The 20,419-nt window shown below is 67.7% G+C and carries 17 protein-coding genes; 10 read left to right on the top strand and 7 right to left on the bottom strand.

What is annotated here, in order from left to right; translation table 11 throughout:
* Positions 1-103 precede the first annotated feature (103 nt).
* Complete coding sequence (locus PZE19_RS06510) at positions 104-634, top strand: adenine phosphoribosyltransferase (RefSeq protein ID WP_277859762.1); 531 nt, start codon at positions 104-106, stop codon at positions 632-634.
* Positions 635-677: 43 nt separating this feature from the next.
* Complete coding sequence (locus PZE19_RS06505) at positions 678-1,802, top strand: pyridoxal phosphate-dependent aminotransferase (protein WP_277859761.1); 1,125 nt, start codon at positions 678-680, stop codon at positions 1,800-1,802.
* Between the two features lie 12 nt (positions 1,803-1,814).
* Here the strand turns inward: PZE19_RS06505 and clpX are convergent, their stop codons facing one another.
* Both clpX and mutY read right to left on the bottom strand, forming a co-directional pair.
* Positions 1,815-3,176: an ATP-dependent Clp protease ATP-binding subunit ClpX gene (gene clpX / locus PZE19_RS06500; protein ID WP_277859760.1), complete on the bottom strand. Its 1,362-nt coding sequence runs from the start codon at positions 3,174-3,176 to the stop codon at positions 1,815-1,817.
* A 420-nt stretch (positions 3,177-3,596) separates the two neighbouring features.
* Positions 3,597-4,709, bottom strand: coding sequence for an A/G-specific adenine glycosylase (gene mutY, locus PZE19_RS06495; protein WP_277859759.1), 1,113 nt, complete (start codon positions 4,707-4,709; stop codon positions 3,597-3,599).
* Positions 4,710-5,146: 437 nt separating this feature from the next.
* Between mutY and PZE19_RS06490 the strand changes: the two genes are divergently transcribed.
* Complete coding sequence (locus tag PZE19_RS06490; protein WP_277859758.1) at positions 5,147-5,554, top strand: hypothetical protein; 408 nt, start codon at positions 5,147-5,149, stop codon at positions 5,552-5,554.
* 56 nt (positions 5,555-5,610) lie between these two features.
* Complete coding sequence (locus PZE19_RS06485) at positions 5,611-6,390, top strand: sigma-70 family RNA polymerase sigma factor (RefSeq protein WP_277859757.1); 780 nt, start codon at positions 5,611-5,613, stop codon at positions 6,388-6,390.
* A 95-nt stretch (positions 6,391-6,485) separates the two neighbouring features.
* Here the strand turns inward: PZE19_RS06485 and PZE19_RS06480 are convergent, their stop codons facing one another.
* Entirely contained in the window at positions 6,486-7,664 is a 1,179-nt protein-coding gene (locus PZE19_RS06480; protein WP_277859756.1) for a DegT/DnrJ/EryC1/StrS family aminotransferase, read from the bottom strand.
* Between the two features lie 108 nt (positions 7,665-7,772).
* Positions 7,773-8,300, bottom strand: coding sequence for a sirohydrochlorin chelatase (locus tag PZE19_RS06475; protein ID WP_277859755.1), 528 nt, complete (start codon positions 8,298-8,300; stop codon positions 7,773-7,775).
* An 86-nt stretch (positions 8,301-8,386) separates the two neighbouring features.
* Between PZE19_RS06475 and PZE19_RS06470 the strand changes: the two genes are divergently transcribed.
* Positions 8,387-8,836, top strand: coding sequence for an EamA family transporter (locus PZE19_RS06470; protein ID WP_277859754.1), 450 nt, complete (start codon positions 8,387-8,389; stop codon positions 8,834-8,836).
* Positions 8,837-9,706: 870 nt separating this feature from the next.
* Positions 9,707-10,744: an esterase/lipase family protein gene (locus PZE19_RS06465; protein ID WP_277859753.1), complete on the top strand. Its 1,038-nt coding sequence runs from the start codon at positions 9,707-9,709 to the stop codon at positions 10,742-10,744.
* A gap of 24 nt (positions 10,745-10,768) precedes the next feature.
* Here the strand turns inward: PZE19_RS06465 and PZE19_RS06460 are convergent, their stop codons facing one another.
* Positions 10,769-13,513 carry a hybrid sensor histidine kinase/response regulator gene (locus PZE19_RS06460; RefSeq protein ID WP_277859752.1) on the bottom strand — a complete coding sequence of 915 codons (2,745 nt, stop codon included), beginning with the start codon at positions 13,511-13,513 and terminating at the stop codon, positions 10,769-10,771.
* Between the two features lie 103 nt (positions 13,514-13,616).
* Positions 13,617-15,644, bottom strand: a complete 2,028-nt coding sequence (locus PZE19_RS06455; RefSeq protein WP_277859751.1) for a polymorphic toxin-type HINT domain-containing protein — start codon at positions 15,642-15,644, stop codon at positions 13,617-13,619.
* Positions 15,645-15,949: 305 nt separating this feature from the next.
* Here PZE19_RS06455 and PZE19_RS06450 point away from each other — a divergent pair, with 305 nt between their 5' ends.
* From PZE19_RS06450 to PZE19_RS06435, 4 genes are all read left to right on the top strand, one after another.
* The gene (locus tag PZE19_RS06450) at positions 15,950-17,002 is read left to right on the top strand and encodes a tetratricopeptide repeat protein (RefSeq protein WP_277859750.1); all 1,053 of its coding nucleotides are present in this window, start codon (positions 15,950-15,952) and stop codon (positions 17,000-17,002) included.
* Between the two features lie 72 nt (positions 17,003-17,074).
* A complete protein-coding gene (locus PZE19_RS06445) occupies positions 17,075-18,100 on the top strand; it encodes an RluA family pseudouridine synthase (protein ID WP_277859749.1) in 1,026 nt (341 codons plus the stop codon).
* A gap of 141 nt (positions 18,101-18,241) precedes the next feature.
* Entirely contained in the window at positions 18,242-18,739 is a 498-nt protein-coding gene (locus tag PZE19_RS06440; RefSeq protein ID WP_277859748.1) for a TspO/MBR family protein, read from the top strand.
* Between the two features lie 94 nt (positions 18,740-18,833).
* On the top strand, positions 18,834-19,997 hold the full coding sequence (locus tag PZE19_RS06435) for a Gfo/Idh/MocA family protein (RefSeq protein ID WP_277859747.1): 1,164 nt from the start codon (positions 18,834-18,836) through the stop codon (positions 19,995-19,997).
* Between the two features lie 11 nt (positions 19,998-20,008).
* Here PZE19_RS06435 and PZE19_RS06430 read toward each other — a convergent pair whose 3' ends face one another.
* Positions 20,009-20,413 carry a HEPN domain-containing protein gene (locus tag PZE19_RS06430; protein ID WP_277859746.1) on the bottom strand — a complete coding sequence of 135 codons (405 nt, stop codon included), beginning with the start codon at positions 20,411-20,413 and terminating at the stop codon, positions 20,009-20,011.
* Positions 20,414-20,419: the final 6 nt, after the last annotated feature.

Here is a 20,419-nt window from a genome sequence, read left to right as displayed (position 1 = left end):
GCCGATGCCGCATAGTGGTCGTGGTCCGGCCGGATCCGCGGCCCCCCCTGCGCGGACCGCGACCGCCAGCCCCGCCCTCCGTCGAGCCTGGAGCACGCGTATCATGTCAGCGTCCGCGCCCGTGGACCTTCGGAACTGGATCCGCGATATCCCCGACTTCCCGAAGCCGGGTATCCAGTTCAAGGACATCACCCCCCTGCTCGGGCACGCGGAAGCCTTCCGGACGTCCATCGACCTTCTGGAGGCCGAATTCCGGCACAAGGGGATCGAGGTGATCGCCGCCGCCGAGGCTCGCGGGTTCATCTTCGGCGCGCCGCTGGCCATGAAAATGAACGCCGGCTTCGTGCCGATCCGAAAGCCGGGCAAGCTCCCCTACGCGACGATCGCCCAGGAGTACGCTCTCGAGTACGGCAACGACCGGCTCGAAGTGCATTCCGATGCACTGGCGCCCGGCCGTCGCGTTTTGTTGATCGACGATGTCTTGGCGACCGGCGGCACGATGTGCGCCTGCCGCGACCTCGTCCGGTCGACGGGCGCCGACCTCGTCGCCTGCGCCTTCGTGATCGAGTTGTCGTTCCTCGGCGGCCGGTCGAAGCTGGAGCCCTGCGAGATCTTCAGCCTCGTCACGTACTGACCGCACCCGTCCGCAATTCTCACCCCCTCCACGGAATTCGATCGTGAACGAGCGCTGGATCGCCGAACGGATGAGTCGCATCGACGCCTCGGGCATCCGCAAGGCCTTCGAGATGGCCAAGGCGATGAAGGACCCGATCAACCTGTCGATCGGGATGCCCCACTTCGACGTCGACCCGTCAATCAAGCAGGCCGTCCGCGAGGCCGTCGACGAGGGGTTGAACCAGTACTCCGTCACCCAGGGCGTCCCCGAGCTTCGCGACGCGATCCGGGAGTCGTTGCAGGATTACGGCCACGCCGACCGCGAGGTGCTGGTGACCTCGGGGACGGCCGGCGGCCTGATGCTGGCGCTGAGCGCGGTGGTGAACCCCGGCGACCAGGTGATCGTCTTCGACCCCTACTTCGTCATGTACAACCACCAGGTCACCCTGGCGGGGGGCGAGACGTTCCTGATCGACACCTATCCCGACTTCCGCATCGACGTCGCCAAGGTCGCCGCCGCGATCACCCCGCGCACCAAGGCGGTGATCGTGAACAGCCCGAACAACCCGACGGGCGTCGTCGCCTCGGCCGAAGAGTTGAAAGACCTCGCCCTCCTCTGCCGCGAGAGAGGCGTCTTGCTCATCAGCGACGAGGTCTACAACGCTTTCGCCTTCGACGGCGAGTTCCATTCGCCCGCCGAGTGGAGCGAGGACGTCCTGGTGGTCGACGGCTTCAGCAAGTCGTTCGGCATGACCGGCTGGCGGCTCGGTTTCGCGCACGGGCCGGGCCGGCTCATCCAGGAGATGACCAAGCTCCAGCAGTTCACCTTCGTCTGCGCGCCGACCCCCCTGCAAGTCGGGCTCGCCCGCGTGCTCGCGAAGCACACGATCGACCTCAGCGGGCAGATGGCGGAATATGAGCGAAAGCGTGACCGCGTCGTCGAGGCGCTCGACGGCCTCTACGACCTGCCCCGTCCCGAGGGGGCGTTCTACGCCTTCCCCCGGGCTCCGTGGGGGACGGCCTCCCAGTTCGTCGCCGCGGCGATCGCGCGCGAGCTGCTGATCATCCCCGGCAACGTCTTCAGCCGCCGCGACACCCACTTCCGGGTCTCGTACGCGGTGGCCGACGACGTGCTGGATCGGGGCCTCGAGATCCTCCGCGGCCTGGCGATCCGCGGCTGCGCCTGAGCGAGCAGACGCTCAGGCGCTCTCCTTCTTCCGCTCGGCCTTGGTCATCGGCGTCGGCTGGACCTCGAAGAGGTTCTTTTCCTTGCGGACGATCTCGGGGGTGACGACGTATTTCCCCTTATCCTTGCCGACCCGATCGGGGAGCTCGTACATCACGTCGAGCATGATCTCCTCGACGATTGAACGCAGGCCGCGGGCGCCGGTGTCCTTCGTCTTGGCCAGCTTGGCGACCTCGACGAGGGCCTCGTTGGTGAACTCTACGTCGGAGCCTTCCATCTCGAAGAACCGCTTGTACTGCTTGACCAGCGCGTTGCGGGGCTCGGTCATGATCCGGACGAGGGTGCTCTCGTCGAGCGGCATGAGCGGACAGAGAACGGGCAGGCGTCCGATGAACTCGGGGATCATGCCGAATTCGAGCAGGTCGTCGGAGGTGGCCCTCGAAAGCAACTCGCCGAGGTCGGTGTGCTGCTCCGCCTGCGACTGGCTGCCGAAGCCGATCGTCTTGCGGCCCACCCGCTTGGCGATGATGTTCTCCAGGCCGACGAACGTGCCGCCGCAGATGAACAGGATGTTGCTGGTGTCCATCTGGATGTACTGCTGTTCCGGATGCTTGCGGCCCCCCTGGGGCGGGACGTTGGCCACCGTCCCTTCCAGCATCTTCAGCAGGGCCTGCTGGACCCCCTCGCCCGAAACGTCCCGGGTGATCGAGACGTTGTGGGTCGTCTTGCCGATCTTGTCGATTTCGTCGATGTAGATGATGCCCCGCTGCGCCGCCTCAAGGTCGAAATCGGCCGCGTGCAAGAGCTTCAGCAGGATGTTCTCGACGTCCTCGCCGACGTATCCGGCCTCGGTCAGGGTCGTGGCGTCGCCGATCGCGAACGGAACGTTGAGGATCCGGGCGAGCGTCCGCGCCAGCAGGGTTTTGCCGCACCCGGTCGGGCCGATCAGCAGGATGTTCGACTTGTCGAGCTCGACTTCCTGCTCAGGGTCCTCGCCGTGGACGAGTCGCTTGTAGTGGTTGTGCAGCGCGACCGAGAGCACCTTCTTGGCACGGTCCTGGCCGATGACGTAGTCGTCGAGCTGCGTCTTGATCTCGCGAGGGGTGGGGATGTCGGTGAAGAGCGTCTTGGGGACGCCTCGCCGCCGCCGTTCCTGGTCGAGGATCGACTGGCAGAGCTCGATGCACTCGCCGCAGATGTAGACGTCGCCGGGGCCTTCGACGAGCGGGCCGACGTCGCGATAGCTCTTCCGGCAGAAGGAACAGTAGGCGTTCTTCTTGGTGCTGCCCGCCGTGCCGGAGGAGAGGCCTCCGCCGCCGGTCCGCTTGCCACCGCCCCCAGAGCCCCCGCCCGTGACGTCCTTACCTGACGGCATACCAAGCCCTTTCATCCCTAGTCGAGGGATCAAGCCGCATCCACACCGCGACCGTCGCCGACGCTGAACCGAGAGCCGAGTACGCCCCACCGACTTCCGTGATCGACGTCGCCGTCGTCCGCGAGGTATTTTCCAGAAGAGGAGAGAGAGCCCGCGGCCGCGACCGGCCAGGGGCCGTCAAGCCGTCGGCGACGATCGACATCATCACCGACGAAAGAACGGGAGGAACGGAACGTGGGAGGAACCAGATGCTCATCGCCCGCCCTTCCCTGTGGCGGACCGCCCCCAGCTTCCCTATTTTAGAGCGCCCTTCCGGTCCAAGCAAGTCCGCTCGCGAAACCCTCGCTCCCGCGACTCCCTGCACACAGATCCTAGCGGTTGGATCAATCCGCCCGCCGCATACAGGCCCACGAATCTCGGTCAGCCCGGGGAGCGGCCCCACGACGCCGGCTCGGCGAGGATCGCCGCGGCCAGTCGCCGTCCCGCCGCGCTCAGGGTGAGATCGCCCAGTTGCGTCGCCTCCACCCAGGCCGCCTCCGACATCCCCGGCCCAGGCTTCGGCTTGGCCCGCGACTTCTTTGATCGCGGCGCCGCGGCGAAGGCGTCGAGTCTCACGCGGTAGCGAGTCACTCCGTAAGTGAGCGACCTGATCAGGCCGACGGCCGTGATCGGCACCCCGGCGAGCCGCTTCACCCCCTCCTCGAGCCCCACCGGGACGCCGAACGACCGTCCCGCCGGGTCTGGGCCTTCAAGGTGGATCGTCGGGAATTCCCAAAATCCCGACCAGAGGCCGGGGGAGCCTCGCCGCACCAGGAGGAGTCGGCGTCCGCAGGCCACAACGGCGCAGGCTTCCACCACGGCGAGCGGCGCGGCTTTGGGAGTTGCCCGGGGGATCTGGTCCTGCACCCCGAGGCGCCGGGCCTCGCATATTGCGGCGAGCGGGCAGATGAGACAACGCGGCGTCCGCGGCGAGCATACTAAGGCGCCAAGTTCCATCATCGCCTGGTTGAAATCGCCAGCCTGACGAGGAGGAACCAGGCGGGCCGCGGCATTCCAGAGACGCCCCTGGGCGTCCCTTGACGTTAGGTCGTCGGTGCAAGCGAGCAAACGGGCCAAGACGCGACGGGAGTTGGCCTCGACGATCGGCTCGGGCCGATCGAACGCCTGAGAAAGGATCGCTCCCGCCATATAACGGCCAACCCCCGGGAGAGCCCGCACGGCGTCGGCGTCGTCTGGCATCATGCCGCCATGCTGCACCACGATCGTTTTCGCCGCCGCGTGCAGCTGCCGAGCACGCCTATAATAGCCGAGCCCCTCCCAGGCCTTGAGGACGCGATCCTCGTTCGCCGCCGCCAGGGACGCAAAGTCGGGGAACGCGTCCAGAAAACGCTCGAAGAACGGCACCACGGCCGCGACCGTGGTCTGCACCAACATCATCTCCGACACCAGGATGCGGTAGGGATCGCGATCCGTCCGCCAGGGCAGCGAGCGTTTCTCGGAGTCGAACCAGTCCAGCAGCCGCTCTCGGATCATCTCCGTGCACTCTGGATCCAAAACGCGACTCATAATCCCCGCTCCCGACAAGCTCGATCAGCCCCAGGTTTAATTACGACTTACGGCCGGATCAGGAAACTTCTCGGCTCACTCACGACTGTCGTTCGAAAACGAGCGAGTTGTCCCATTGTTGAAAATAGACGGGGAGGGAAACCATAAGCCGCCAAGCCTGGAAAAGCCACTGAATGTCGCCAAATTTTTCCTTTCAACTGTTGACATCCACTATGTGCTTGCTAAATTTGCATTGGCGGGATGATTGCTCCCAAGAAATCCCGCAAACGCAACGCCCTCCAAGCCTCGACGGCATCGGTCAGACTCATCGAGCGGACGACCCTTTGAGGATTTCGCCTCGAATCCGAGTCGACTCGCCGCCACGAACTTCATCTACACATTCACGACCTATCAGGATGGATGTCATGAATCCGATGATCATGCCGGCGCGCCGCCTTGCGCCGGCCTCCGTGGGTTCTCCCTCCGAACGCGACTCCCACCAGGCGACGTCGCCGACACCGGATGAGCTTCAGGCTCTATCCTATTTTGAGCTGGCCGATCGGCTCGTCCAGGCCTGGACCCGGAATGCGAAGCGACTCCAGACGCTGGACGCGCTTCGCGACGCGATCGCGTCGGCGCGGCGTCAACTGGCGAGCTTACCGGCTCGCCCCCAGCTTGCCGAGGCGCACCTGGCCGGGCTCCTCGAGAAACGAGACGCGTGCATCATCGCCGCGCAGGTCGACCAGGAGTTGGCCCTCGCCCTCGCCCACGAGTGCGAGGAGCGGACTCGGGTCGCATCGGAGCGACCCTTCCGTCGCGCCGTCGGCGGCTGACGAGCCGTCCCCTTCCCGCACACTTCCGAGCCGGCAACCAGGATAGAGCGAGGTGGATGACCATGGACACGATCCCGATGCGCCGAAATTTCTCGGCCGACCGTACTCGCCAGGCCCCGTCGTTCCCGAGCCGCACCAACCCCATGCGGCCGCCGGCCGCCCCGGGCTCCGCCTCCGCACCGATGCCGCGCCGTGGTGAGGCGTGCTACCCGGCGAAGTGCAACCCGAACCCGCCGAAGCCTCCGTTGAGCGACCCCCAGCGAGAACTGGCGGCCCGGTACGTGCCACTGGCCCGTTCCATGGCGCAGGGCTTCGCCAAATCCTGGCCCGCCGGCGGCGACGACTACCGGGCGACCGCTTGCCTGGCCCTGGTCGAGGCGGCGCAGTCATTCGACGAGTCGAAGGGGGTCGATTTTGCGACCTTCGCCCGCCATCGGATCCGCGGGGCCTTGATCAACGCCCAGCGCGGGTTTTTCTCGGACGGCTGGAGGGGATCGGCCGAATTCGCCCCCAAGTTCCAACCGCTGGCGCCCGATTCCGAGGTCCGAGGCCGCGTCGTCGGCACCCACCCCGACCAGCCCGTCGGGGCCCGCCTGGAAGAGCAGGACTCCCTCGAACATTGCCTCCGCAGGCTCCCCTCGCGCCACGCCGCCGCCTTCCGCCACATCTACCTCGACGGAAAGACGCAGGAGGAAGCCGCCGAGCTTCTGGGATGCTCGAAGGCCTCGATGTGCCGCCTTCACCGCGAAACCCTCGACCGCATCGACCAGACCCGCGAGGGAGGCCGACGCGTCGTCAAGCCTCGCGAGAGGAGACGCCTGCTCGTCGCGATTTGATCAGCCCTGTCGCTTTGGCGACGACGGGCCCGGCGGATGCGACCTTGATCGCTTCCGCCGGGCCCGTCGAATTGGCAGCCAGGTTGATCGCGAGATCAGGCCGCGCGGTCCGTGAAAAGCGACGGATACGCGCGATCGTGGAGGAACTGATTCATCGAGCCGACGACGAACCGCTGCTCGGCCTCGGAAAGCTCGGGGTAGATCGGCAGCGCGACGGTCTCGCGGGCGGCCGACTCGGACTGGGGGAAGTCGCCGTACTTGTAGCCGAGCGAGGCGAAGCAGGGCTGGAGGTGGAGCGGGATCGGATAGTAGATCTCGGTCCCGATCTTGCGGTCCATCATGTGCTGCCGAAGCTCGTCGCGGATCGTCCCGGGGACCCGGACGACGAACTGGTTGTAGACGTGGAAGTTGCCGGGTCGCTCGATCGGCAGCTGCACCATCTCGTCGAGCCCGTGCGAGGCGAAGAGATCGCGGTAGCGGTCGGCCACGTCGCGGCGGGCGGCGGTCCAGTCGTCCAAATGCCGGAGCTTGACTCGCAGGACGGCCGCCTGCAGGGCGTCGAGTCGCGAGTTGAGCCCGACCTCGTGGTGGTGGTACTTGGGCTCCATACCGTGGACGCGGATCCGGGCGATGCGGCGGGCCAGGACCGGATCGTCGGTGGTCACCATGCCGCCGTCGCCGAAGCCGCCCAGATTTTTCGAAGGATAGAAGCTGAAGGCCGAGGCGGTCCCCAGAGTGCCGGCCCGGGCGCCCTGGTAGGCCGCGCCGATGGCCTGGGCCGCGTCCTCCAGGACCATGAGGCCGTGGCGCTCGGCGATCTCGCGGATCGGGGCCATGTCCGCGGTCTGGCCGTAGAGATGGACGGGGATGATCGCCCGGGTGGCCGGCGTGATCGCGGCCTCGATCTTGGCCGGGTCGATGTTGTAGGTGTCGGGCTCGATGTCGACGAAGACCGGCTTCGCTCCGGTCCGCCAGATCGACCCGCCGGTGGCGAAGAACGTGTATGGGCTGGTGATCACCTCGTCGCCGGCGCCGAGGTCGATCGCCATCAAGGGGAGCAGCAGAGCGTCGGTCCCCGAGGCGCAGCCGATCGCGTGCGAGGCCCCGCAGTACTCGGCGATCTCGGCCTCCAGGCTGCCGACCTCGGGCCCCATCACGAACCCCTGGCTTTCCAGGACTTCGCGGACGACCGGCTCGATCTCGTCGCGGATCGTTCGGTACTGGGCGCGCAGGTTGAGCGCAGGAACCCCCATCGGTTCGTAGGCAACGGCCATCACTAGTCACTCCTTCAACGCCCTGTGCGTTCGCGCCCTGGGGGCACGCGCGTGCGAAATGCACTCGAGGGGGCGTCTCCCTCCTTGGAGTAGATCGGCGGAAGTCTTCTATCCCTTCCCTGAATTTTCGTCAAGCCGTTCCGCCGCCTCCCGGCGAACGCCCTGACCTCCCGATCTGGCGCGACCGGCCCAGTTTTCCATCGGGCGAAAGCGGTCCGCCGCCTCCGCGGAGGCAACCTCCACGGCGCCGACGCCGCTCCACAGCTCCTGGACGCGGGCGTCGACCAGGAGATCCAGCAGCGGGTGCGGGCCCAGGGGCGGGCCGAGAACGAAGACGATCCCGGGATGTCGCGATGCAAGGTCGTCGCGAGCCGCCGTGAGGTCTCGCAGCAGGTGAACTCCCGCCGACAGGAAATAGGGGATCAGGAAGACACGCATCGCGCCTCGGGCCACGCACCGGGCCCCGCCCGACGAGATGTCGGGCTCCGCCAGTTCCAGGAAGCAGGCTTCGACGATGCAGTGCCGGCCTCCGGCCGCGAGCCGCTCGGCCAGGTCGCGGAGGTCGGCGTTGGCCTCCTCCCTCCGGCTGCCGTGCGCGATGAGGAGGACGGCCGTCGTGTCGCGGGGGTCGTTCAATGCGGTATCCTCGGGCGGGTGTGAGCTGACGACGACCATTCTAGCGAACGATCCCGATCGAACGAACGGCGGCGGGGGCGAACCTCATGACCTGGGTCCACTACGCCTTGTTCTCGGCCTTCTTTGCGGGCCTGACGGCGATCCTGGCGAAGATCGGAGTGGCCGACGTATCCTCGAACCTGGCGACGCTGATCCGGACGATCGTCGTGGTCGCCTTCGCGTCGGCGATCGTGGCCTCGACAGGCGAGATCCGCGGCCTCAGGTCGCTGGCCGGCCGCGACTGGCTGGCGCTGGTCGCCTCGGGTCTCGCGACGGGCGCGTCGTGGCTTTTCTATTTTGCGGCGCTCAAGAGTGGGCCGATCTCGGGCGTGGCTCCGATCGACAAGCTGAGCTTCCTCATTGCCATGTTCCTCGGATTCGTCATCTTGAAGGAGCCGGTCAGGCCCTTGACCCTGCTGGGGGCGGGATTGATCGGAACCGGCGTCGCATTGACGCTCCCCTCGGTCCAGGAATCGCTGCGCCGCCTGTTCTCCTGAAACGGTCGCAACGGTCGTTCAGACTGGGCCCGGACGCCTCGAAAATGGGGCTCATGCTCGCGACGTCGCCGGCCGATGGGAGAAGTGAACCATCGTATCGACCGACTCGACGCACCCCCCAGACGAGCACCGAGGTCCACCTTGATCGGCATCCCTGGAGCTTCCCGGCTCCAGTCGCCCATGCCCGTTCCGCGCATCGGCCGACGATTCCTCGTCGTCGCCGTCCTGTTCGTCTGCGGTTGCCGCGCGGTCGACGTGGGGCCGATGATCACGCCATCGGCCAGTTCGATCCCAACGGGCGAGTCGCTCGTCCCCCGCGCCTGCAAGGCCCGCCGAGAGGGACGGAAGCTCGAGCGAAAGGGAGATGACGCCAGCGTCGACCGCTTTTATGAGGCGACCGTCTACGCGGCGGCGGCCCTCGCTGCGACGTCGGCGGTGGGTTCGGTCGACACCGAAGAATTCACACGGATCCGAGATCTCTACAACGGCTGCCTCGGCGACTGTCTGCGGGCCGGGCAGAAGTTCGGCCGACTCGACCCCAAGACGTCGCTGGTCGTCAATACGCCGGCGGGCTCCCAGTCCATCCCGATCAGGCACAGCGGCTTCGTCTGGAAGGTGGATGATTTCGGCCAGGTCGTGGATCCCGCCGCGGTTCCACCGAATCCGAATGCTCACGCTCCGGCCGATTTCCCAGGCCTCGGAGCGAATCTAGCCGTCGAGCGCCCCAATCCGAAGCGAGACAGGCCGGACGACTTTTTGCCACGGATCGCGGTCTTCAACACCACGGCCATCTTGCGACCCGATTTGGACACCTGGTTAATGGGACCGACTCGGCGGGCCCCATCGGACGTTCTGGAATTTCATGACCCCTTGCGAACCCGGTCCGTCGCCTTCGGCGCGGACCCCGCCCTTCCGTTGCGGGCGGACCTGGGCGTCGCCAGCGCCCAGGCGAGGGCGATCCAGGAGGAGCGTGGGCCGTTCGCCCTCGCCGGCTTCGCCCGGCCCGAGTTGATGCTCGACAAGGCCGACATCCGGATGCTGGAGCCCTACCAGAAAGGCAGATCGCCGATCCTGTTGATCCACGGACTGCTCGACGACCCGTTCCTGTTCAACGACATGATCGTGGCCTTGCAGCGGACGCCGGGGTTTCTCGACCGCCACCAGATCTGGGTCTTCCGCTATCCGACAGGCGTCACCTTCATTCGCAGCGCGTCGATCCTCCGGGCAAAGATCGAAGAGATTTCCGCTGCGGTCGACCCGGGGGCCGCGGATCCAGCCATGTCCGACTGGACGCTGCTCGGCTACAGCATGGGTGGGCTCCTGACAAGGCTCCAGATCTCGTGGAGCGACGACGCCGTGTGGAACGTGGTGTCGAACCGGCCCGTCGACGGCCTGACGATGTCCGACGACGCGCGGAAGACGGTCCGCAACCTGTTCTTCTTCGAGCCTTCGCCGCGTGTCAAAAGAGCCGTCTTCATCGCCACGCCCCACGACGGCGCCTCGCCGGAGATCGCGGTGGCGAGCTGGCTGGCGACCCGGATCATCCAGCGGCCGGCCGACACGCGCCAGCTCGTCACCGAGATCGAAAACGCCAACCCCGGCGCACTCAAGCCCGGCCTTCGCGACCTCCCCAGCAGCGTCGATACGCTGGCGTCTTATAGCCCGCTGCTGCCGGCGATCCGCCGGCTGACCATCAACCCCGAAGTGACGATCCACACGATCGCCGGCACCGGACTGCACTCCCCCGAATCCGGTCGGGGTCGCGGCGACCTGGTCGTGCCCCTAACCAGCGCCCATCTTGATGAGGCCGTCTCCGAGCATCACGTCCGAGCGACGCATTCCGACATCTACTACAACCGGGACACGATCGACGAGGTCCGGCGGATCCTCGGCTTCGCTGATCCCTGATTTCTCAGAGGCCGGGCGGAAGGCTCACGCGTCGGCCGAGGCGGATTCGATCGCGGCCAGGATCGCCTGAAAGTCCACGGGCTTGATCATGTGGCGATCGAACCCTGCGTCGAAGGCGCGGCGGCGATCGACTTCGCGTCCATACCCGGTCAGGGCGACGATCAAGGCGGCGCGGCCCTCGGGGAAGCCGCGAAGTCGGGTCGCGACCTCGTAACCGTCCAAGCCGGGGAGGCCCAAGTCGAGGAACACGACGTCGGGCCGGAATTCGGCCACGGCGTCGAGGGCCCCGGGCCCGTTAGAGGCCGTCCGGACCTCGTGACCCGCCAGGCGCAGCATCCGGCCGAGCGACTCGACCGCGTCGACGTTGTCGTCCACGACGACGACCCGGCGCGGCTTCACCGACGATACGGTCGGCTGCCACGACGCGTTCGACATCGGATGAGGCCGGTCGAACGCCGGCAGGCGGACGGTGAAGACGCTGCCGCGGCCGGGCCCGGGGCTGGTGGCGGCGATCGACCCGCCGTGCATCTCGACGAGAGACTTGCAGATCGTCAGGCCGATCCCGAGCCCCCCCTGAGAGCGGTCGATCGAGCTCTCGGCCTGGGCGTACATGTCGAAAACCCGGGCGAGCACCTCGGGCGTCATGCCGACTCCCTGATCCTCGACGCGGACCATGGCTTCGCCGCCTTCGCGGCCGACGACGATCGCGATCGTCCGACCTTCTTCGCTGTACTTGGCCGCGTTTCCGAGGAGGTTCACGACCACCTGCTCCATGCGCGCAGGGTCGGCGACGACCGCCAGCGGATCGTCCGGGAGGCGGACCTCCACGCGATGCCGCTTCTCCTCCACCATCGGCCGGGTCGTCTCAACGGCCCGCTCGACGACGCCGCGAAGGTCGACCGGCTCACGCCGCAGGACGATCTTGCCCCGCGAGATCCGCGATACGTCGAGCAGGTCGTCCAGAAGTCGGGCCAGCCTGCGAGTCTGGCGCTGGATGACCTCGCTGCACCAGAGGACGTCGGGATCCTCCTGCCCCTTCATCAGGAGGATCTGGGCGGCGTTGCCGGCCGCGGAGAGCGGGCTTCGCAACTCGTGGGCCAGCATCGCCAGGAACTCGTCCTTGCGGCGGTCGGCGTCGCGTAAGTCCATCAGCAACCGCTCTCGCTCCTGCTCGGCGAGCCGGCGCTCGGTGACGTCGAGGAAGGCCCCGACGCTGCCGCGCGGGTTCCCCCGCTCGTCGAACAGGGGGGCGACGTGCTCCAGCAGGTGGACCACCCGGCCGTCGTCGAAGCGTACGTCGATTCCAACGTTGCGGAGGTTGGCCCCGTCCCGGGCCGAGACCTGCATGGGCAGCTCGTCGGTCGTCAGCTCGCGGCCGTCGCGGAAGAGCCGGAACGAGGTGGGGCGCTCGGGCTCAGGCGCCGACATCGAGACGTTCGCGCCCGTCGGCCGACGCAGCATCTCCGAGAGGGTGGGATTGGCGCGGATCGAGCGACATTCGGGATCGTCGGCGATGCCGATGCCGATGGGCAGAACCTCGAACACCGTCTGCAACTCGGCGGCCTGACGTTCGAGCGAACGGTTAAGGCGGAGGATCTCCTCCTCGGCCCGCTTCCGTTCGGTGATGTCCTCGGCGATGTAGCAGAACCGCTCGCGGCCCCCGGCGCCCGGGCCCACGTGCGACACGACGACCCCCAGCCAGCGGGGCCCGCCTCCCTGGTCGTGGCAGTCCTCGAAGTGGACAGCGTGTCCCAGCCGCTGGCTGGCGCGGTAGGCGGCGATCCACGTGTCCAGGGTCGACCGCGAGACGCCGAAATCGGCGCCGTCCCAACGGCCGGCGGTGGCGCCCAGGTCGAGTTCGAGCGAACGGCAGGTCGCGGGATTGTCGAGGACGTGAAGGACGTCGCGGTCGTCCGTCGCCAGCTCGACGATCCCCATCGGCAGCGGGGCGCAATGGAGGATCTGCCGGACCAGGGCGTCGTGACGGGCCTTGTCCTCGGCCGCCTTCCGCAAGGGTGTGACGTCCTGCCAGATCGATTGCACGACGCTCCGGCCCTCGGAGCGGATTCGACGCGAGTGCACCGTGACCTGGCGGACCTCGCCTTGCTTCGTGCGGTGTCGGGCCTCGAATCGCCCCTGCCCCTGCTCCATGACGAGGTCGATCCGCATCCGGATCGCATCGCCCTCTCCCGCGGCGTAGACGTCGGTGAGGCACAAACCGGCGAACTCCGGCCGCGTGTACCCCAGCGCATCGCAGGCGGCGTCGTTGAAATCGAGGAACGTCTCCGTCTGTGGGTCGACCACGACGACGCTCAGCGGCGACTGCCCCATCAGGGCGCGATAACGGGCGGCCTCGTCGGCCTCCTCGCTTCGGTCGGCGATCGGCAGGACCACGGAGGCCCGCCAGGGCTCGGCCTCGCCTCGGTCGACGAGCGAGACGTCGATCTCGACACGGAACCATCGGCCGTCGTTGCGGAGGAGCCTTTTCTGCATCCCGTAGTGCGACGACTCGCCGTCGAGCACGCGCCGGAACAGCACCCGATCGGCCTCGGCGTCGTCGGGATGACTGAAGTCCTCGACGAGCCGCCCCACCAGCTGTTCGCGGGGCATCCCCAGCAGTTCGCAGAGCCGGCCGTTGACGTCGACCCAGCGGCCTTCGGCGTCTACGAGGTCCGCGCCGATGAGCCGGTTGTCGAAGAGGGCGCGGAGATGAGCGGCGGCGATCGCGGGGCGTGCGATCGCCTCGCCGTTCGGCTCGGTACTCTGCATCGATGCCTCGGTCTTCATCTCGATGGGCCCCGGGGGCTCTCCCGCGCCCGGACTGCCGCGACTCCAATGTCGACGGCGTCCGCCTCGTCAATTTCACCGTCCCTCAGCGCCCGCTGGCGACCTCAAGTCCCGTCGCGCCGACCGCGTCGAACGGGCGGGTGGGCTCGCGGACGATGCTGAAGTCGTGGACGAGGAAACCGTTGCGGCCGACGAAGAAATCGAGGTTGTCGGCGACGTCCAGATTGTAGACCGGCCTTGCCAAGCCGGGTTCGATCGCCGCGACGAGCTGCGTTCCCCCCATCACCCGCACCACGTCCCCGACCCTGAGGTCGCGCGCCATGGTCCAGCCCCAGCTCGCACGCCAGAAACGGTGGATGCCGGTCGCCGTGACGGTCTCGGCCCCGATCGTCAGCTTCACCGTCGCCGCCGGCGGATTGTGGTGCGTGACCAGGACCGGCTTGTAGGTCACTGCGCCAGTCCGGACGTCCTGAGAGAGCACGAGGTCGCCCACCCGGACGGCCTCGATCGGGACCAGACCGGCCATCGTGTGGACGGGCGTTCCGGCGACGAAGCAGGATCCCGTCTGGACCGTCAGCCTCGGCACTTCGTAAGCGATCACCTCGGTGTAGGTCGGCTTCGTCTCGGACTGCGACGAACGGTATGCGTAGCCGAGCTGGTCGGACCACCACCCCTTCCACGAGTCGCCGGCGTCCCCGAAGTCCTGACCCGTGGCCTTTTTCACCAGCGGGAGGATGCGATCGTTGAGGTCCACGATGGCCCGGTTGCGCCGCTCGATCGACGCGACGTCTTCGCTGAGTCGCTGTCGGGCCTGCTCGACACGGGCGCGATCCTCCTCCAGCGCGATCGCGATTTGCTGGTCTTGCTGAACGGCCGACTGGACCAGCGGATCAGCCAGCGGCGAGGGCTTGGGGACGAGGGCGGGGGCCAAGAGTCCGGCGGCGGGGCCGGAGAGTCCCGGTATGGCAGGCAGGGCCGGCGGTGGCGTGGGGGCCTGAACCGCCGACGCCCAGGAAAGAGCCTCCGGGAGGAACGGCAGGGCGGCCGCTTGCAGCGGGATGTCATCCGTGAAGATGCGCCGCGGCATCCGCGCGGGGTCGATCGCGGGAAGGTTGTAGATGCGTTCGATGTTAAAGCTCTCGCCCTCCGCGAAAAGCCCTCCCCGCGTACCGCTCCCGACGATCGGGTTGACCGTATACTTGAATGGCTTGTGGATCAGGTCCAGCAGCGGGTCGAGGTAATCGCGGGGGTCGCGGCGGTCGAGCAGTTGGGCCGCCAGGCCGCGAACCTCGGCGATGGGGCTGAAGACGGCCAGCTCGGCGAGGGCGAGCGAGGCCGAACGGCCGTCGATCCGAGCGAGGGTCTCGGCGAGGCGACGCTGAAGGCGGGCGTCGTCGCGGACGAACACGGCCCAGAGCGTCGGCACGGCGGACGCTTCGGCGATCGCGTCGAGGGCCGAAGCGGCCTTCGCACGAGTTTGCGGATCCTTGGCCGTGCACTGGTCGCGGAGCTTCTCCAGGATCGGCTTCCAGCGGCGGACGGCGAGGCGGCGAGCCTCGGCCTCGGCCTTCTCAACCCTCAAGTCTTCCGGACGCGCCCAACGCCCGTCGGATCGTCGGTAGCCGAGTTTCTTCCAGACCGATTCGCGCGTGGGCTCCAGCCGCACCACCGCCTGGTAGTGCGCCGAGGCCTGGGCGTCGAGCCCGTTCTGGTTGCACCATCGGGCCAAACGGTGGTGGGCTTCGGCCGTATCGGGGGAAGAAGTCCGGCGTTCCAGGTATTCTCGCAGCAACGCTTGGGCGCGGGGGTCGTTTTCCAGTTTAGATCGGACGTCCTCGGGGCGCACCCATTTCCCGTCGCGGGCGATCATCCCCAGAAGGCCGCGGGCGGCCTGGTTCTCGGGATCGATCAGCACGGCCCTGGTCAGGTGCTTGAGCCGCTCGGCGGCGAGGCCGCGGGACTCGCACCAGAGGGCCAGCCTCACATGGGCGTCGGCGTCGCGGCCTAGTTCGGCGGCGGATTCGCGGTAGTCCTGGAGATCCCCGGCGGTGGGACCATGGCCGTCGGTCGGCTGCAGGACCACAGCTGCGCTGAAGAGTATCGCGACGATCATGGCCGCCCTCGGCGCAAGGGGTGGGAGAAGACGCTGGGCACGCCCGGTTCGACTAATCATAGAGGCGTCTCCCGGGGATTCGAAGCGGAAGCCCGAATTTTCACGTTTCCGGCGGTTCCTGCACGATCTCCGACGCGGCCTCGAACCCGGTTCGGCTCCTTCCCGCACGACCGACGGACTTGCGCGCCAGGTCGCAGTCCGCTTGACCGCCCGGCCGGCGAAACACTAAGATTCTGTTTGATTTAAGGTCCGAACGAGGGAGTCCGTCTCGCGGGGACCGCGAGCCGTGGCGCGAGGTGAGCAGGATGAAGAACGAACCGACCCCGCATCATAATCCCGGCGCCGCGTCGCCCGCCCGCCACCAATTCGAGCACGCGACGCCGACGGTCATCCACGACCCGGAACAGGACATGATGCTCCTGGCCCGCTGGGTGCACCGGGCGATGCAGGACCCGGCCCGCTTCTGGGGATGGGTCGGCGGCGTGACGGCCGCGGTCCTCGCCCTTGTGGTCGTCGTGAACCTCTTCGCGGCTCGGACCGGCGTGCAGAACAACGTCTGGGGCAAGCTCGACGAGGCCCGGACCGCCGACGACGAGATCGAGGTCGCCAAGGCGAACCCCCAGTCGCCGGCCGCCCCCTGGGCCCTGCTCCAGGCCGCTTCGCGACTCTATACGTCGGGCGTCTCGGACCTCCCCAGCAACTCCGACGCGGCGCTGCCGACGCTGAAGAAGGCGCTGGATCTATTCGATCAGCTCGGCAAGAGCGAGCCGAAGGATTCGCCGATCGCCGTCGCCGCCGCCTTCGGCAAGGCCCGCGCCCTGGAAGCTCGCAACGAGCTCCCCAAGGCCGTCGACCAGTACAAGTTCGTCGCTGACACCTGGCCCGACTCCGCTGAAGCCGTCGAGGCGAAGAAGCTCGCCGCCGCCCTCCAGAAGCCCGACGCGGCCGACTTCTACAAGCAATTGTACGCATACAAGCCCACAAAGGTATCTTTGCCGCCCGGCGGGTCCGAGTCGCTCGACTTCCCGGCCGTCGTCCCGGCTCCCCCCACCGACGCCGTGTCTCCCGGCTCGCTGGTGATCCCCCCGCCGCCGTCGGACGCCGCCAAGCCCGAGGCCCCCAAGGCGGACGCGCCGAAGCCCGAGGAGCCGAAAGCCGCGCCGAAGGTCGAGGAGCCCAAGGCCGAGCCCGCAAAGCCCGAGGAACCCAAGTCGGAAGCCCCCAAGCCGGAACCGGCGGCCCCGGCCGAGGCTCCCAAGCCGGAAACGACCCCAGCGCCGTCCGAAGCGCCCAAGGCCGAAGCGGCTCCGGCCCCCGCGCCGGCCGAAGCGCCCAAGCCCGAGGCTCCGAAGTCCTGAGCCCTTCCCGCCCGCCCACGCTTCGCGTGATCCCTCCGACGTCGCCTCTTTCGAGTGATCCACGGCCCGACCATGACGGAGACGCCGCTTTCGGAGACGCCCCAGGAGTTCGAGGTCAAGCCGCGCACCGACGGCAAGCGGATCGACGCCTACCTGGCCAGCCGATTCATCGACTACTCCCGGAGCGTCTTGCAGCGGATCATCGAGGCGGGGGCGGTCGAGGTCAACGGCCGCGTCGTGCGGGCCTCTTACAAGATCCGGGCCGGCGATCGCGTCAAGCTCTCGCTGCCGCCGTTGCATGACACGACCCCGACGGCCGAAGAAATCCCGATCGAGGTCGTCTATGAGGACGAGCACCTGACGGTCGTCAACAAGCCGGCCGACATGGTGACCCATCCCTCGCGCGGCAATTGGCGGGGCACGCTGGTCAACGCGATCCAGTTCCACTTCGACCAGCTCTCGACCGTCGCCGGTGAGGATCGGCCGGGCATCGTCCACCGCCTCGATCGCGACACCACCGGTCTGCTCGTCGTTGTCAAGAACGACCTGGCCCATCGCCGGCTGGCTCTCCAGTTCGAGCATCGCACCGTCAACAAGGAATACCTGGCGATCGTCTACGGCGTCCCCGAACGCGACAGCGATTACATCGAGCGCCCCATCGGCTTCCACCCCATCGTCCGCGAGAGGATGGCCGTCCGCACGATCGAAGACGGCGGTCGCGAGGCCGCTACGTTCTATGAGGTCGTCGAACGGTTCCGGGGTTACGCCCTGGTGCGCTGTAAGCCGAGGACCGGACGCACTCACCAGATCCGCGTCCACCTGGCCAGCATCGGCCACCCGATCGTCGCCGACAAGCCGTATTCGGGCCGCGACCGTCTCACCCTGGCCGACCTGGAAGTTGCCGGCGCCGTCGCCGACGACCCGGCCTCGCTACTGATCGACCGACAGGCCCTCCACGCCCACGCCCTCCGATTCGCCCATCCGATGACCGAAGCCGCCGTCGAACTGTGCGCTCCCCTACCCCCCGACATGGCCCGGACCCTCGACGCACTTCGCCTCCACCGGCAGCCGGAAATCCCGACGAGGCGACTGCGCTGAGATCGTCGCCGACTTCCAGGACCCGTGGCGAGGAGGACCTGGGCTTCGTCTGGCTTGACGCCGCGTGACGGGCGACCGATGATCGCCCATCGGCGAGGCGGGCGATGGCGGCCCGGATACGCAAAAACGGGGAGACGAGTCGTGTCGGGGAAACGATCGCTGGTCGTCCAATTCCTAGGACTGCTGGGCTTCCTGGCCCTCACGGCCGCGGCGGCGGGGATCGGTTCGTGGGCGACGATCCCGAACATTGATTCCTGGTACGCCCAAGTCCGCAAACCCTCCTGGACCCCGCCCAACTGGGTCTTCGGGCCGGCCTGGACGACCCTCTACCTGCTGATGTCGGTCGCGGCCTGGCGGGTGTGGAGACGAGTCGACGCCGATCCCGAAGCGCGGAAGAACGCACTGGGCTGCTGGCTCTTCCAACTCCTGCTCAACGCGGCCTGGTCCTGGCTCTTCTTCGGGATGCACGACACCGGCCTGGCGTTCGTCGAGTTGATCTCGATGTGGCTCGTGATCCTCGCCACGCTCGTCGCCTTCGTGAGGATCGACCGGGTTGCCGCCGTTCTGATGGCCCCTTACCTACTCTGGGTGACGTACGCCGGCAGCCTGAACGGGGCGATCTTCTGGTTGAACCGCTGAGCCGAAAGCGGGAATGGTTCGCGGATACGGCGTGCGAGGGATAGAATGAGCTGAGTCGCTTCAAGTCCCCGATCCCGACCGGAGTTTGCGCCTCATGCCCCCGATCGCCCTCAATCGGCGCCGATTCCTCGGCTGCTCGGCGGCCAGCCTGGCCCTGACTCAGGGGCCGGCGGCGCAGGCCGCGGCCGCGGGCTCAGCGGTCGGGCCGATCCGCGTGGGGCTGATCGGCGTCGGAGGCCGCGGAACGACCCTGCTGCGTACGCTCCTCGAACTCCCAGGGGTTGTCGTGCCGGTCGTCTGCGATCCCGAGTCCCGTCACCGGGCTCGCGGCGAGGGCGTCGTCGAAAAAGCCTCGGGCCGCCGACCGGAATCCGTCGCCGACCCCGCGCGGGTCCTGGAGCGAGGCGACGTCGATGCGATCGTCGTGGCCGTGCCGTGCGACCTCCACGAGAGAATCTCGACCGAGGCCATCAAGGCCAACAAGCATCTCTACGCCGAAAAGCCGCTGGCGATCACCGTGGAGGGCTGCGATCGCCTGATCGCGGAATCCGGCCGGGCTACGGGCGTCGTCGTGCATGTCGGCTTTCAGCGACGGTCGAACCCACGGTTTCAAGAAGGCGTCGCCCTGATCCGGTCCGGCGGACTAGGACCCTTGATCGAGGCCCGAGCCTCCTGGACGAGCAGCAACGGCCCGCTCACCGGCCACGACGGCTGGCTCGGCAGCCGCCGCCGCTCGGGCGACTTCATGGTCGAGCAGGCCGTCCACATCTGGGACGTCTTGAACTGGATCCACGGCTCGCCCCCGGTCTCGGCCTCCGGCTGGGGCCGACGCGGGCTTTTCGCCAGACAAGACCCCGGGCGCGACGTCACCGACCATTACGGGGTCGAACTCGCATGGGCCGACGGCTTCCGGGCCTCGTTCGTGCAGAGCTACATCGCCCCGGCCGACGAGAACTTCACCGGCTCCCACCTCCGCGTGCTGGGCGTCGACGGCGGCTTCGACTTCGGTTCCGGCGCGCTCACTTATCGTGATCGCGACCGCCCTCGCCGGGCCATCCAGCCCGGCGCTCGCAACGACACGAGGCTTGCCATCGAGGCCTTCCTGGCCGCCGTCCGCTCCGATGGCCCCACTCCGCCGCCGGTCACGCTCCAGGAGGCCCGCGCCGCCACGCTCACCGGGCTGCTCGTCCGAAAGGCCGTCGACGAAGGTCGGCTCGTGACGATCGACGAAACGGCCGGTCATACGCCGGTTTCCTGAGCAATCCCAGCTCAGCCTATCAGTTCGAGGACGCGCTTCACGAAGGCCGATGCGTACGCCACGGCCTCGGCGGGCGTCGGCTTCAGCCGCTGGGCCTGTTCGAACCGCCGCAGATGCTCGGCGTCCAGGTCGCCCGACTCGACGTAGAGCGACTCGCACGCCAGCAGCAGGCAGCGCAGGCCCATCTCGCGATACCCCCTGGCATAGACCAAGGCGCGCAGACAGCAGAACATGGACTCATAACTGAAGAAGAGCACGTCGGCCGGATCGCCCTGCCCCGATTCGTGGATGTTCGCCGCGGCTTCGAGTCGGTCGGCGGCCTTGGCCAGCAGCTCGCCGATTCGCGCCGAGGCCTCGGGATCCGCAACGAGGTAAGGACTCTCCAGGCATTTCTGGAACGTGTTGATGATGGCCATGGCCGC

Source organism: Paludisphaera mucosa, assembly GCF_029589435.1.
GTDB lineage: Bacteria > Planctomycetota > Planctomycetia > Isosphaerales > Isosphaeraceae > Paludisphaera > Paludisphaera mucosa.
This window is presented reverse-complemented; position numbering and strand designations above follow the sequence as displayed.